General features: G+C 69.4%; 14 protein-coding genes. 1 reads left to right on the top strand and 13 read right to left on the bottom strand.

Translation table 11 applies throughout. From position 1 onward, the window contains the following. The first annotated feature begins 196 nt into the window (after positions 1-196). Positions 197-991, top strand: a complete 795-nt coding sequence (locus OHS16_RS00775; protein WP_328535167.1) for an AfsR/SARP family transcriptional regulator — start codon at positions 197-199, stop codon at positions 989-991. Between the two features lie 535 nt (positions 992-1526). On the opposite strand, the gene OHS16_RS00770 is transcribed toward OHS16_RS00775, so the two are convergent. The 13 genes from OHS16_RS00770 to OHS16_RS00710 all read right to left on the bottom strand — a co-directional run bounded on the left by OHS16_RS00770 (position 1527) and on the right by OHS16_RS00710 (position 13196). Then, the gene (locus OHS16_RS00770; RefSeq protein WP_328535166.1) at positions 1527-1730 is read right to left on the bottom strand and encodes an acyl-CoA carboxylase subunit epsilon; all 204 of its coding nucleotides are present in this window, start codon (positions 1728-1730) and stop codon (positions 1527-1529) included. Further along, positions 1727-3295, bottom strand: a complete 1569-nt coding sequence (locus OHS16_RS00765) for an acyl-CoA carboxylase subunit beta (protein WP_328540665.1) — start codon at positions 3293-3295, stop codon at positions 1727-1729. Before OHS16_RS00765 ends, OHS16_RS00770 begins: the two co-directional genes overlap by 4 nt. Next, positions 3282-3977 (bottom strand): 4'-phosphopantetheinyl transferase family protein, encoded by a 696-nt coding sequence (locus OHS16_RS00760; RefSeq protein WP_328535165.1) that lies wholly within the window; start codon positions 3975-3977, stop codon positions 3282-3284. Before OHS16_RS00760 ends, OHS16_RS00765 begins: the two co-directional genes overlap by 14 nt. Before the next feature lie 9 nt (positions 3978-3986). Then, positions 3987-4946 carry an aromatase/cyclase gene (locus OHS16_RS00755; RefSeq protein ID WP_328535164.1) on the bottom strand — a complete coding sequence of 320 codons (960 nt, stop codon included), beginning with the start codon at positions 4944-4946 and terminating at the stop codon, positions 3987-3989. A gap of 46 nt (positions 4947-4992) precedes the next feature. After that, the gene (fabG, locus tag OHS16_RS00750; protein WP_328535163.1) at positions 4993-5778 is read right to left on the bottom strand and encodes a 3-oxoacyl-ACP reductase FabG; all 786 of its coding nucleotides are present in this window, start codon (positions 5776-5778) and stop codon (positions 4993-4995) included. Positions 5779-5866: 88 nt separating this feature from the next. Beyond that, positions 5867-6145 (bottom strand): acyl carrier protein, encoded by a 279-nt coding sequence (locus OHS16_RS00745; protein ID WP_328535162.1) that lies wholly within the window; start codon positions 6143-6145, stop codon positions 5867-5869. Positions 6146-6232: 87 nt separating this feature from the next. Further along, the gene (locus tag OHS16_RS00740) at positions 6233-7456 is read right to left on the bottom strand and encodes a ketosynthase chain-length factor (protein WP_328535161.1); all 1224 of its coding nucleotides are present in this window, start codon (positions 7454-7456) and stop codon (positions 6233-6235) included. Next, complete coding sequence (locus OHS16_RS00735; RefSeq protein WP_328535160.1) at positions 7453-8781, bottom strand: beta-ketoacyl-[acyl-carrier-protein] synthase family protein; 1329 nt, start codon at positions 8779-8781, stop codon at positions 7453-7455. The genes OHS16_RS00740 and OHS16_RS00735 overlap by 4 nt, the downstream gene beginning before the upstream one ends. 273 nt (positions 8782-9054) lie before the next feature. Continuing rightward, a complete protein-coding gene (locus tag OHS16_RS00730) occupies positions 9055-9519 on the bottom strand; it encodes a hypothetical protein (protein WP_328535159.1) in 465 nt (154 codons plus the stop codon). Beyond that, the gene (locus OHS16_RS00725) at positions 9516-10211 is read right to left on the bottom strand and encodes a TetR/AcrR family transcriptional regulator (RefSeq protein ID WP_328535158.1); all 696 of its coding nucleotides are present in this window, start codon (positions 10209-10211) and stop codon (positions 9516-9518) included. The genes OHS16_RS00730 and OHS16_RS00725 overlap by 4 nt, the downstream gene beginning before the upstream one ends. A 73-nt stretch (positions 10212-10284) precedes the next feature. After that, positions 10285-11265 carry an MBL fold metallo-hydrolase gene (locus tag OHS16_RS00720; protein WP_328535157.1) on the bottom strand — a complete coding sequence of 327 codons (981 nt, stop codon included), beginning with the start codon at positions 11263-11265 and terminating at the stop codon, positions 10285-10287. A 1-nt stretch (position 11266) separates the two neighbouring features. Then, complete coding sequence (locus OHS16_RS00715; RefSeq protein WP_328535156.1) at positions 11267-11608, bottom strand: antibiotic biosynthesis monooxygenase family protein; 342 nt, start codon at positions 11606-11608, stop codon at positions 11267-11269. 118 nt (positions 11609-11726) lie between these two features. Continuing rightward, positions 11727-13196 carry an MFS transporter gene (locus tag OHS16_RS00710; protein ID WP_328535155.1) on the bottom strand — a complete coding sequence of 490 codons (1470 nt, stop codon included), beginning with the start codon at positions 13194-13196 and terminating at the stop codon, positions 11727-11729. Positions 13197-13250: the final 54 nt, after the last annotated feature.

The following is a 13250-nucleotide window of genomic DNA, read 5'->3' as shown; positions in this document are numbered from 1 at the left end:
ATTGCGCAAAGGAAGGTAATGCGGAATGGGCTCCACCGGAAGTCAATCGGAGTAATAACACACCGATTCGCCTTGACAGGTGACACGTTAACTATCGTATTGTTCAATTGATCGCTCGGGGGAGGGTCAGTGCGGATGGTTCCTCCGGGGTTCGATGCCGACGCGTCGCGTCATGGGCGCAGAACCAGGGGGAAGCATGGACATCGGGATTCTCGGGCCTCTCACCGTCGGATCGGCTGGGCGTGAAGCGGCGCCGTCCGCGCCGAAGCCTCGCCAGTTGCTTGCTCTGCTCGCTGCGCGTGCCGGTCATATCGTGCCGGTGGGGCTCTTGGTGGACGATCTGTGGGAGCACGGTCCGCCGGCCAGCGCCTTGACCGTGGTGCAGACCTACATTGTTCTGCTGAGACGTTCACTCGCCGCGACGTTGCAGGTCAGCACCGAGGAAGTGTCCCGGAACGTGTTGCCGTACACGGGGTGGGGCTATCAGCTGTCGCCGGGCCAGGACGGGGTTCAGGACGCCGATTCGTTCGCCCGGCACTCGGAGCAGGGGCGCCATGAACTGGCGGGGGGCGACTATCGGAGTGCGAGGGTGTCGTTAGGGAGGGCCCTGCAGATGTGGCGCGGTCCTGCTCTGGCGGACGTCCAGGTCGGGCCGCAGCTTCTGGCCCATCGCACCGCCTTGGAAGAGGCCCGTACGGTCGTGCTCGAGCAGCGGATAGAAGCCGATTTGCACCTGGGTCATCATCATCAGTTGATTGGCGAACTATCCGGCCTGGCGATTCAGGATCCTCTTCATGAGCACATCCATTCTCTTCTCATGATTTCTCTCTGTCGTTCCGGGCGTCCGGCGCAAGCGCTCGAAACATTCCGGAAACTGCACAAGACGCTGCGGGCGGAACTGGGAATAGCGCCGTCATCGAACGTTCAGAATATTCATCAGCAGATTCTCTCCGGTGCTGCCCCCCAGCTGCGGCGCAAGGCTGCGGCGTAGGCGAGCAGTCTCCAAGGGCCGGCGTCCTGTCGGCTTGGAGGGCGATCGGTTCTTTGCCGCCCGGCGGCCGTGCCCCTGGTCCCGCACTGTCTGCGGTGGCGGGCCGGTGACCTCAGGCCCGCGTCCGGCAAGTTCGAGCGAGGTCCGTGTCCTGCGGCAGGAAGCCGTAATTCCCGCTGTACCGCGTCTGCCCCGGTTCTGTTGCTGCCATGAGCACCTCGCCGCGCGCCCTGCCGGGTGCGTCGCTGCCGGGGTGAGTGCGTCCAGGACATGGGCTTCGTGAGCCGCGTGGACAGCGAAGGTATCCCGATCCGGACGCGTGTCCGCCGCCGTACTCGTGAGGCGGCTATCCCGGCGTGCACGAGCGGTGCGGGCCGGGATGCTCCGGCCCGCACGATTCCTGCCTGGCGATGCCCCTGACCAGCGGAATCCGTCACGATGTCAGTCAGCTGGCGCCCCTGCTGGGCGCGATACACACTTCCGGGGTGCCCGCGGCCGGCCCCGCCACCGGCCCGCGGGTTTCCGCGTGTGTTCCTCATGGTGCGGTTCTCCACGAACCGGCCGGCGGGTTCGGGCCCTGCCGACGATCCGCCCAGTCGGCCTTCGGGGTGGGGGAGCGGTCCGGGGTCGCGGTGGGGCGCTGTGCGGTGGCGTGCAGTACGACCAGAAGTACGGCGAGGTCCTCGTTGCTGGGATTTCCGTGCAGTACGCGGATGCGGTCGTGACCGTCCGGCGTCACAGCGGGGGATTGCCGTGTTTGCGCGACGGCAGATCGGCGTGCTTGCTGCGCAGCATGGTGAGGGAACGGATGAGGCAGGATCTGGTGTCGCCCGGGTCGATGACGTCGTCCACCAGCCCTCGCTCCGCTGCGTAGTAGGGGTGCATGAGTTCCGTCTGGTATTCCTTGATTTTCTGCTGCCGTACCGCTTGCGGGTCGGAGGCGGCCTCGATCTCACGCCGGAAGATCACGTTCGCCGCACCTTCCGCGCCCATCACCGCGATCTCGTTCGACGGCCAGGCCAACGAGATGTCCGCTCCGATGGACCGGGAGTCCATGACGATGTACGCCCCGCCGTATGCCTTGCGCAGGATCAACTGGATACGCGGGACAGTGGCGTTGCAGTACGCGTAGAGCAACTTCGCGCCGTGTCGGATGACGCCGCCGTGCTCCTGGCTCACGCCGGGCAGAAATCCGGGTACGTCGACGAGGGAGACCAGGGGGATGCTGAACGCGTCGCACCACTGGATGAAGCGGGCGCCTTTCTCCGACGCTCCGATGTCCAGTACTCCCGCGAGCGAGGAGGGCTGGTTGGCGACGATGGCGACCACATGGCCGTCGAGGCGGGCGAGCACGCACAGGATGTTGGTGGACCAGGCGGAATGGACTTCGAAGAACTCACCGTCGTCGACGATCTCCTCGATCACCGTGCGCATGTCGTAGGCACGGTTGGGGTCGCGCGGCACGAGGTCGTACAGGGCGTCGGTGCGTCGGTCGGCAGGATCCGAACCGGTTTCGGCAGGCGCGAGTTCACGGTTGTTGGCGGGCAGGAGTGACAGGAGGAAGCGGACGTCCTCCAGGCAGGACTCCTCGTCGTCGTAGGCGGCGTGTGCCACACCGGAGAGGGCCGCGTGCACATCGGCGCCGCCCAGGGCGTTCTGGGTGATCTCCTCACCGGTGACCGCGCGGACCACGTCCGGGCCCGTGATGAACATCTGTGAGGTCTCGCGGACCATGAGGACGAAGTCGGTGAGGGCGGGGCTGTAGGCCGCGCCGCCCGCGCACGGGCCGAGCATCACGCTGATCTGCGGGATGACACCGGAGGCCCGGGTGTTGCGCTGGAAGATGCCGCCGTAGCCGGCCAGCGCCGAGACGCCCTCCTGGATACGGGCGCCGGCGCCGTCGTTCAGGGACACCAGCGGCGCACCGGCCGCGATGGCCATGTCCATGATCTTGTGGATCTTCGTGGCGTGGGCCTCGCCCAGCGCGCCTCCGAAGATCCGGAAGTCGTGCGCGTACACGAAGACGGTGCGGCCGTGCACCGTGCCCCAGCCGGTCACCACTCCGTCGGTGCGAGGCCGCCGTCGCTCCAGGCCGAAGCCGGTGGCGCGGTGCCTGCGCAGTGCCTCGATCTCGGTGAACGAGCCGTCGTCCAGCAGCAGTTCGATGCGCTCGTAGGCGGTGAGTTTGCCCTTGGCGTGCTGGCGTTCGGTGGCTTCCGGGTCCGGTCCCTGGCGCACCGCTTCCTTGATCTCGCGTAGTTCGGTCAGCTGGTGATGGGCGGCGGTGTCCTCAGCGGTTGGCATCATGCTCACTCTCTTTGCGTGGATCGCATGGATGGTGGGGATCGCCGACGGGCGGCGCCGGCCGGTCTTTCGTGACATGGGCGGTCGTGGTCACGGCAGCGGGGCCGTGGACGGCGCAGGCAAGTACGTAGCCGGGCGGGCCGGGCAGGACGGCGCCCGCCAGATCCCGGTTGCCGGGCAGCGGTGTCAGCTGCCGGGAGGCGCCGGGGGCGGTGCCCGGTGGCGGGCTTCCCACAGGTCTGCGCAGTCCGCCGCCGGCGAGTCCCAGGCCGACCGCCTTGCCCGCCGACTCCTTGCGTGTCCACAGGTCCAGCAGGCCGACGTGGCGAAGGGCGGACGGCAGGGCCAGGAGCCACGACGCCTCACCGCAGGTGAACCACCGCTCGGCGAGCGTCACCGCGTCGAGCGGGCGTATGGCCTCCACGTCGACCCCGATGCCAAGGAGCTCCGCGTGCGGCTCGGTGACCGCGACCGCGACGACCCCGCGGGTGTGGCTGACGCTGGCGCACAGCCCGGCGGCGGCCCCCAGCAGCTCCGGTCGTCCCGAAACCGCCCGCCCGATCCGCACATCGGCCGGGCGGGCAGCGCAGGCTTTCGCGGCGGTTGTCCGCAGCAGGTTCCGGGCCTGGGAGCGCGGGTCGGTCCCGGCGTACGCCCAGCGGACGGCGACGGCGCTTTTCATGAGCCGCGTTCAGCTGCCGGGCGCGGGGGCCAGGTTGCCCTGGGCGAACGCCTTGGCATGCTCCAGGGTGATCCGGCTGTTGCCGGTGAGTGCGTTGCGTGCGAACTCGAGGGCGCCGGCCACACTCGCCCCGTCGCCCAGGACGCTTGTCACGGCGGCAGGGTCGATCACCACGGTGTGCTCCGAGGTGATGGTGACGCCGCCGTCGACGGCCCTCACTCGCCACTGACCGGTGTGGGCGCTCAGCAGCGGCGGTAGCACCGTCTGTTTGTAGACGATGCGTTCGCCATCGAAGCAGACCCGAACGGACTTGGTCGTGTGCCGGTCGCCTGCCGCGGTGATGGTGTCCATCTCCATGGTCTGGACGCCCTCTTCGTCCTCCGTCAGGTCCATCCGGGAGACGTGCGGCAGCCGGTCGGGCCACCGTGACGCCTCGTAGAGGAAGGCGTATGCGTCCGCCGACCGGCCGCCCTCCACCATGATGGTGTCCTCGAAGGTCAGCCGGCCCGCCGCCCGCGTATCCGCCTGCTCGGCCGACGCCTTCAGGTTCGCCAGCTCGGCGCGGCTGTTGCGGTCCGTCACGCCGGCGATCCAGGCCAGCGTCGCAGGGTCGTCGTCGATCGCCCGGTAACGGTGGTCGAGAGCGATCTCGGTGCCGCCGTCGGCGAGCGCGGTGAGCCTCCATGCGCCCGACATCGCCGCGACAGGCGGCTGGGAGACTTCCTGGCGGAAGGTGATGCGCAGCCCCTGGGGGTCCAGTTCGCGGTGGGAGGTCCACGTCTTGACCGTGTCGCCGGCCAGTGCCCAGATCCGTATGCGCTCGCTTCCGCCGTCCTGTTCCGGCCGCTCCAGTTGTTCCACGTGGACGGTGGGACGGAAGTCGACCGGCCACCGGGTGGCGTCGGCGAGGAGTGTGTAGAGGGTCTCCGGCGCTGCCGCGACGGTGATGGTGTGCCGTACTTCGTTCATCGCACTCGGCTCCTTGTCGTCGGGTGGTGGCAGGTGTCGGTCGGCATCAGTAGTTCCCGAGCCCGCCGCAGACGTTGAGCGCCTGGGCGGTGATCGAGGCTGCGAGGTCCGTGACGAGATAGCCGACCAGGCCGGCCACTTCCTGCGGGGTGGAGTAGCGGCCCAGCGGGATCTTGGTCTCGAAGCGTTCCAGGACCGCCTGTTCGCCGGTTTCCCAGATCCGCGCGTAGTTGGCGCGCACCTGCTGCGCCATGGGTGTCTCGACGTAACCGGGGCAGACCGCGTTCACGGTGATCTTGGACTTCGCGAGTTCGAGACCCAGCGCTTTGGTGAATCCGATGACGCCGTGCTTGGACGCCGAGTAGGGCGCCCCGAGGACGACGCCCTGCTTGCCGCCCGTCGAGGCGATGTTGATGATGCGGCCTCGTGTCGTCTCCCGCATGCGGCCGGTGGTGAGTACCTCGCGTGTCAGCAGGAACACGCTGTTGAGGTTGGTGTCCATGACGTCGTACCAGGTGTCGTCGTCGAGGTCGGCGGTGACGCCGCCGCCGCTGCGGCCCGCGTTGTTGACGAGGATGTCGATGGCGCCGTAACGCGCGACGGCGGCCTCGACGAAGGCACGCACCTCCTGCCGTGAGCGGACATCGCAGGTTGTGCCGTCCACCTCGAGTCCGCGTTCGCGCAGATCCTTGATGGTGACGTCGAGGTCCTGCGCGCTGCGGGCGCAGATGAAGACCTTGGCGCCGGTGGCGGCCAGGCTCTCGGTGACTGCGTGTCCGATTCCGCTGGTGCCACCGGTGACGATGGCGGTCGCGGCGCTTTCGTATGCCATGCCTTGCTCTCTCTGTCTGGTGTCGATGAGGGTGTGTGCAAGGGCCGGTGGCGCGGGCCTGCCACGTCGGGTGCGGCAGGCCCGCGGCTCACGCGGCCGAAGCCGAAGCGGTGGCCGGTATCCCCGCGTTGACAGCGGCCAGCAGCAGACGCGGCGTCCGGGCCTCGCTCACGGCGTCGTCGGAGAGTTTGACGCCGGCTTCGCGCTCGATGCTGCTGGAGGCCTCCAGCAGGGCCAGGGAGTCGTAGCCGAGGTCGGCGAACAGGGTGTCCAGAATGTTCCCGTCGAGGTCGACGCCCTCATCCTCACCGGCACACTCGCGCAGGATGCGGGTCAGGTCGGCGATGGTCAGTTCACGTGCGGTCATGGTGGTGTCCTCATGTCGGCTGGCGGATATGTCGGGCAGATACGTCAGGCAGGTGCGAGATGCCGGAACACGGGCGGAGGCTGGTTGTCAGCCGGCGTCGGGGGCGCGCAGCACCAGGGCGGCGTTGAATCCGCCGTGGCCGCGGGCGACCACCAGCGCGTGGTGCACGGGCATCTCGCGTGCGGCGCCCCGGACCAGGTCGATCGCGCAGTCCGCTGCCTGGTCGGTGACGCGTAGGGTGGGCGGGACCACACCGTCCCGCATGGCGAGCAGGGCCGTCGCCGCGTCCAGGGATGCCGCGCCGGAGTAGAGGCGGCCGGTCATGGTCTTGGGGGCGGTGACCGGCACCGCTCGCGGCCCGAACACCGCGCTCAGGGCCGCGGCCTCGATCCGGTCCAGCTCGCGTACTCCGGAAGCGTCCGCGAAGACGACGTCGATGTCCGCCGGCGCCACCTGGGCATCGGCCAGAGCCGTTTCGATGGCCCGGCGCAGGCCCGGCTCGCGGCCGGAGCCGGGCCTGGGGTCGAACGTGGCACCGTAGCCGGTGATCGTGCCGTAGATCCGGGCGCCCCGCTCCCGAGCCCCGGACTCACGCTCCAGCACCAGGATCGCGCCGCCCTCGCCGGGCAGGTAGCCGTCCGCGGACGTGTCGAACGGCGCGTAGGCACGCTCGGGATCGGCGGTCGGACTCAGACGCCCGGTGGTCAGCTGGGAGACCAGGCCCCACGGCGACAGGGAGGCGTCCATCCCGTCGGACAGCACCACGCCGGTGCCCTTGCGGATGTGCCGCCGTGCGTGGCCGAGTGCGTCCAGGCCGCCGGCCTGGTCGGTGACCAGGACACCGCTCGGGCCGCGCATGCCGTGCCGGATGGAGATCTGGCCGGTGTTGACGGCGTAGAACCACGCGAACGACTGGTAGGCGCTGACGTACCCGGGGCCCTTGCTCCACAGCTTCTGCAGTTCCTTCTGGGCGAACTCGAAGCCGCCGGAGGCACTGGCCGTCACCACGCCCATGCCGAACTCCGGCAGTGTCGCCGGGTCCAGGCCCGCGTCGGCGAGCGCCCAGTCCGAGGCCACGAGGGCCATCTGGGTCATCCGGTCGGTCTGCGGCAGCAGCCGGTTCGCGAGGTGTTCGCCCCCCTCGAAGTCCTTCACCTCTCCGGCGAGCCGGGTCGGGTAAGCGCTGGGGTCATAGCGGCTGATCCGGTCGATGCCGCTGATGCCCTTCTGCGTCGCGGTCCAGAACTCATCGGTGCCCAGGCCGTTCGGCGCGATCACGCCGATACCTGTCACCGCTACGGACTCGCTCATGCCGTCTTCCTCTCCGAGGGCCGGGTCAGCACCATGGCGCTCTGGAATCCGCCGAATCCACTGCCGACGGTGAGCGCGGTGTCCACTCGCTGTTCGCGGGCGGTATGGGGTACGTAGTCGAGGTCGCACTCCGGATCGGGGGTATTCAGGTTCGCGGTGGGCGGCACCACCGCGTGCTCGATTGCCAGCGCGCAGGCGGCGATCTCGATGGAGCCGATCGCGCCGAGGGAGTGGCCGATCATCGACTTGATCGAACTGACCGGCACGTCGTACGCGTGCCGGCCGAGGCTGCGCTTGAACGCGGCTGTCTCGTGGCGGTCGTTCTGCTTGGTGCCGGAGCCGTGCGCGTTGATGTAGTTCACCTCCTGCGCGTTCATCCGGGCCTCGGCCAACGCGGCCTCGATGGCAACGGCCATCTCCCGCCCGTCAGGTCGCAGTCCGGTCATGTGAAAGGCGTTGCAGCGGGACGCGAAGCCCGCGATCTCGGTGTAGATGTGTGCGCCGCGCCGCCGGGCGTGCTCGTACTCCTCCAGGACGAAGACCGCCGCACCCTCGCCGAGCACAAAGCCGTTGCGGCTCTTGTCGAACGGCCGGGAGGCGTGCTGCGCGTCGTCGTTGCGCGGCGAGGTCGCCTTGATGGCGTCGAAGCAGGCAACCGCGATCGGCGAAATCGGGGCATCGGTGGCACCGGTGACGACGATGTCGGCGCTTCCCTCGGCGATCAGCTCGCGGGCGTATCCGACCGAGTCGATGCCGGAGGTGCAACCGGCCGAGACAACGGCCGCGGGGCCCTCGGCGCCCACGGACCGGGCGACCTCGGATGCGATGCTGCTGGGCACGAAGTGCCCGTACAGGTGCGGCACTCCGTATTGGGCGTCGACGACCCACTTGCGCCCGCTGTCGCTGAGGACGACGTACTCCTCCTCCAGCCCCATGGTCGCGCCGACCGCGCTGCCGATGGTGACCCCGATCCGGGCCGGATCGGGGCCCTGGAAGTCGAGGCCGCTGTCCTGCACCGCCTCGCCGGCGGCGACCACCGCGAACTGAGTCGCCCGGTCCATACGGCGGATCTCACGCGGCGTCAGTCCGTGGAGCGCCGGGTCGAAGTCGCACTCGGCCGCGATCTGCGAGCGAAACGGCGAGGGGTCGAAGAAGGAGATGCGTCCGGTCGCTGTGCGCCCCGACGTGATGAGGTCCCAGAACGCTTTGGTACCCGTGCCGCCGGGTGCCACCACGCCGATGCCGGTGATGACCACCCGGCGGGGGGTTGTGGGCTCGCGCCCCGGCTCCGCTGCGCGGTATGCGCCAGGGTCTGTCGCTGACATGTCGGCTGCCTTTCGTAAAAGGGGGTCCCCTCGCATCACGGCCGGACTGCCGGCTGCCGGAGCGCACAGGGACACAGATCGTGGAGCTGCCGTCGGCGGGAAGGCCGAACCGGCTGAGTACACGCTCTCGAGGCGGCCTCAAGGTCCGCTCAAGGACGGGCCAAGGACTTTCGATCCACCACCGCTACGTGCGCGAGCGTCCGGGGGCAGGCCTGTGGCCTGCGACAGAGTCGCAGGCCACAGGGGTAGGTAGGTAGGGGCAGGTGGGTGCGCTCAGCGCATGAACTTCCAGACCAGCCAAGTGTCCAGGGCGCTCCAGGTCGTGAAGGCCGTCGTGCGCACCCAGCTCACACCGAGCAGATGGGCATGGACGGACGCCGAGAAGCGCTCGGCGAGAGCGACCCGGTCGGGCGTGGCAACGGCGCCGGAGAGAACCATGATCAGGACCAGGAGTGCCACGGACAGCAGCGCCGCCCAGAGCGGGACCGCGTCGCTCCTGGCCACCACGAGCAGTAGTGACGTCAGGCCGGCCACCAGCAGGCCGGGGGCGAGGACCCGCCAGAACATCTGGTTGTGAGCGGCCATGTACGACTCCGACGCGCCTTGCCGGAGCCTGGCCACCATGGGGTAGTCCATCAGCTGCAGCGTCCAGACGAAGCCGGTGGTGTAGAGCACGGCCAGCGTCTGGGCCAGCACCAGGGCGGCGGTGGCACCGCGCGAGGCGGCGAGGCAGATCATCCCTGGTTCTCCTCGTCCCGGCCCGCTCGCGGATCGGGCTGCTTGTCCCACAGCAGATGCAGCTCCTCCCAGTCGGGGGAGGGCTGGGGCAGCGTCATGCGCTGTGTGCCGGGCGCTGATCGCATTCCCTCCAAAGCCATGTGCAGGTAGCGCAGCCGCAGTTGGCAGATGCGTTCGGGCCGGCCGGGGAGCCGGGTTCTGAGGTGCACCACCAGCAGTACGAGATCAGCCGCGCCGACTCCCTGCCGCAGCACTCCTTGCGCCCGGGGGCGTTCCAGGAGGGCGTCAACGGCGTCGTACAGCCGGGCCGACGCCTGGTCGACCGCCCGGGTGGCGGGCAGGATGCCGCCGATCAGCGGCAGTAGCGTGCCGGCCGGTCCGCTCACGGCGTCGCGCATGAAACGGACCAGCGCCTCCCAGCCGTCCGGCTCCTCGGCGGCCGCCCGGGCGGCGTCGGCGAGGCGCTCCATGCTGACGACCCGTACGTGCTGGGCCAGCGGCACCTTTCCCCGGTAACGGCGGTAAAAGCTGCCCATACCGATGCCGGCACGTTTGGCGATCTCGGTCACCGAGACGCTCCAGCCGACCTCCGAGAGCGCCTCGTGGGCGGCGGCGATCAGCCGTTCGTCGTTGCGTTCGGCTTCCCGGCGGCGGCCGCGGGGGGCTGGGGCGGGTGCAGGGGTTGCGGGCACTGGGCGGCTCCTTGCACTCATCGTCGAGTGCCGGCGGGCGGGCGGGCGGGTGATGGGGTGGGGCGCACCGCGGTCATGCGGCACAGTGTGGAGGGGCCCCGCAGTAGTCGACGATCTCCCCGAACACGGCCGGGACGTCCAAGGGCGCGGCCGGCTCGGCGCCGTGCTCCTCCGCGTACGCTCGGAACAGATTGCCCACCAGGCGTTCGCTGTCGAGGAGTTGGGCGTAGTGCCCCAGGTCCGTCGCCCGGGCGAGGGGCAGGGGGGCCAGTTTCTCGGCGATACCCTGGCGCGCGAGTTCGCGCACCCATCGCAGGTAGCCGGCGTCGGCATCCAGCAGTTCGGGGCCGCCGACCGGTCCGTGCCCGGGCACCACCACCATCGGTTCCAGGGCCCGTAGCCGGTCGAGCACCCGCAAGGTTCCCGCCACCGAGCCCATCAGCGTGAACGGTGTAGCGCCGGAGAAGACCAGGTCGCCGGTGAACAGCACGCGCTGGCCGGGAAGCCAGACGACCGCGTCACCCGCCGTGTGCCCCGGACCCAGGTGGAGCAGCTCGATCCGGAATCCGGCCGCCGGCAGGGTCATGCGGTCATCGAAGACGACCTCGGGGGCGCCTGCCTCCACGTGCCCCCACCGCACATCGGGCCACAGTGCCGTCAGGGCCAGGCCGTGCTCGGCCATCTCGGCAGCGGCTCTTCGGTGTGCGACCACCGTGGCGTGCCCGAAGAGGTGGTTGCCGAAAGTGTGGTCGCCGTGGCTGTGGGTGTTCACGAGGATGTCCACCGGAGTCGGGCTGATATCGCCGACCACGTTCCGCAGGTGCCGGGCGCGTGCCTCGGTGGCCGCGGTGTCCACGAGTACGGGCCCCGCACCGGCCACGATGATGCCCGCGTTGTTCAGGCACCAGCCGCCGTCCGGCTGGAGGTAGGCGTAGACGCCCTCCTCGATCTCCTGCACCTTGTGCGCCGGGGCCGCCGGGGCCGCCGGGGCCGCCGGGGCCGCCGGGGCCGCCGGGGCCGCCGGGGCCGCCGGGCCGGTCTGGGCGGGTGGCATGTCATGCCTCCAGGGATGAACGCTCGAGGACCGGGCGGTAGACCGTCGCTTCGCCGGTCGCCAACGCCGCCAGGGGACGCAGGCGTTCGATGACCTCGGGCCGGGCCAGCGCGTCGCGCAGCGACTGCTCGTCCTGCCACTCCGCGAGGTTCACGTACGTCGAGCCCGCGTCCTGGGAGCCGAGCAACCTGTGGTGCCGGAATCCGGGCTGCGCCCGCATGCATTCGGAAACATGGGTGAATATGCGTTCAAATTCGGAGAGTGATTCGTGGACCCGGAAGACATTCACGAGGACAATCACGCGCGGATATACCTTTTCCTTGGCTTGGGGCTCACTATGCATGGACTTGACTGTTTCCGCCGGGCTCACGGGGGTGCGCCGAAAACCGTGTGCCCACAGAGGGGCCCGGGGCCGACGGCGGGGGAGGCGTCGGACCCGGGCCGGTAGGTGGGCGACTGCGCTACTCGCCGACGGCGACCGTGGACCTCGCCTCGTACGTAATGGCGGCCGGTACGGCCTCCACCGGTGCGACCGCCGGGCGCTGACGGGGCATCAGCAGCGCGGTGACTGCGCCGAGGGCGACGAACGCGAAGCCGACCCACAGGGCCACGTGCATGCCGTGCACGTAGTGCTCCCGGCTGTCGTAGCCGCCGTGGCCGGCGAAGACCGCTGCGAGCACGGCCACTCCGAACACGCCGCCCAGTTCACGGATCGCGTTGTTGGCGCCGGAGGCGATTCCCTCCTGATCGCGGCGCACCGAGCCCATGACGACATTGCCCGCCGGACCGAAGTACAGGCCCATGCCGAAGCCGTTGCAGACGAACGCGGGCACCAGGGACAGGAACGAGCTACCTGTTGTGATGGACAGGGCCAGCCAGAGCAGACCCACGCTCTGCAGCATCAGACCGGCCACGATGATCGGCTTGCCGCCGATCTTGTCGGACAGACCGCCGCCCAGCGGGGCCGCGATGAGCACCACACCGGTCCAGGCCAAAAAGCGCAGCCCCGCGCCGAACGGCGAGTATCCGAGAGCGGTCTGCAGGTACTGGGTGATCAGGAAGATCGAGCCGAACATTCCGAAGAACATGAACAGGGACAACAGGTTCACCGTGGTGAAGGCCCGCCCGGCGAAGAGCCGCATCGGCAGCATCGGGTGGGGCGTCCGCAACTCCCAGGCGACGAACGCCACCAGCGCCACGAGGCCGCCGATGCCCGTGCCCAGGGTCTGCGCGCTGGTCCAGCCCTCCGCGTCGCCCCGGATGATCGACACCACGACGCCGAGCAGTCCGAGGCAGGCCAGTACGGTGCCCACAAGGTCGAGCCTGGCCGCCGGGCCGAAGCTCTCCGTCAGCCAGGTCGAGGACAACGCGAGCAGTACCACGCCGATCGGGACGTTCAGCCAGAAGATCCACTGCCAGGAAGCGCTCTCGGTGATGAATCCGCCGACCACCGGGCCCAGGGCGACGCCCAGTCCGCCCACTCCGCCCCAGATGCCGAGGGCGGCTCCGCGCTTACTCGGCGGGACCGCGGCGGAGAGCAGGGTCAAGGTGAGCGGCAGCACGATGGCCGACCCCAGCCCCTGGATCGCGCGGGCCGCGATGAGCACGCCGATGTCCGGCGCGAGTGCGGCCATCGCCGACGCCCCGGTGAACAGGGCGAGGCCGGCTAAGAAGAGCCGACGCCTGCCGAAGCGCTCGGCCAGGGCGGAGGCCGTGAGCAGGAAGACCGCGAAGGTGAGGGTGTAGGCGTTGACCGTCCACTCCAGTCCCGCGAGACCGGTGTGCAGATGCTCCCGGATCTTCGTCAGGGCAGTGGTGACGACCAACTGGTCCAGAGACACCATGAAGGTGGCGACGGCGGTCACGGTCATGGTGCGGCCGAAATGGCCGGTGGTGGTATCGGACGTATCCGGAGAGGTGGTGCTGTCCATCTCCGACTCCTTTGGATTTCGAATGGACTACGGATGGGTGTGAGGTGCCTGGAA

The sequence above is a fragment of the Streptomyces sp. NBC_00344 genome, assembly GCF_036088315.1.
Taxonomy (GTDB): Bacteria; Actinomycetota; Actinomycetes; order Streptomycetales; family Streptomycetaceae; genus Streptomyces.
Note: the sequence above shows the minus strand (reverse complement) of the source record. Positions and strands in the feature narration are given on the sequence as shown.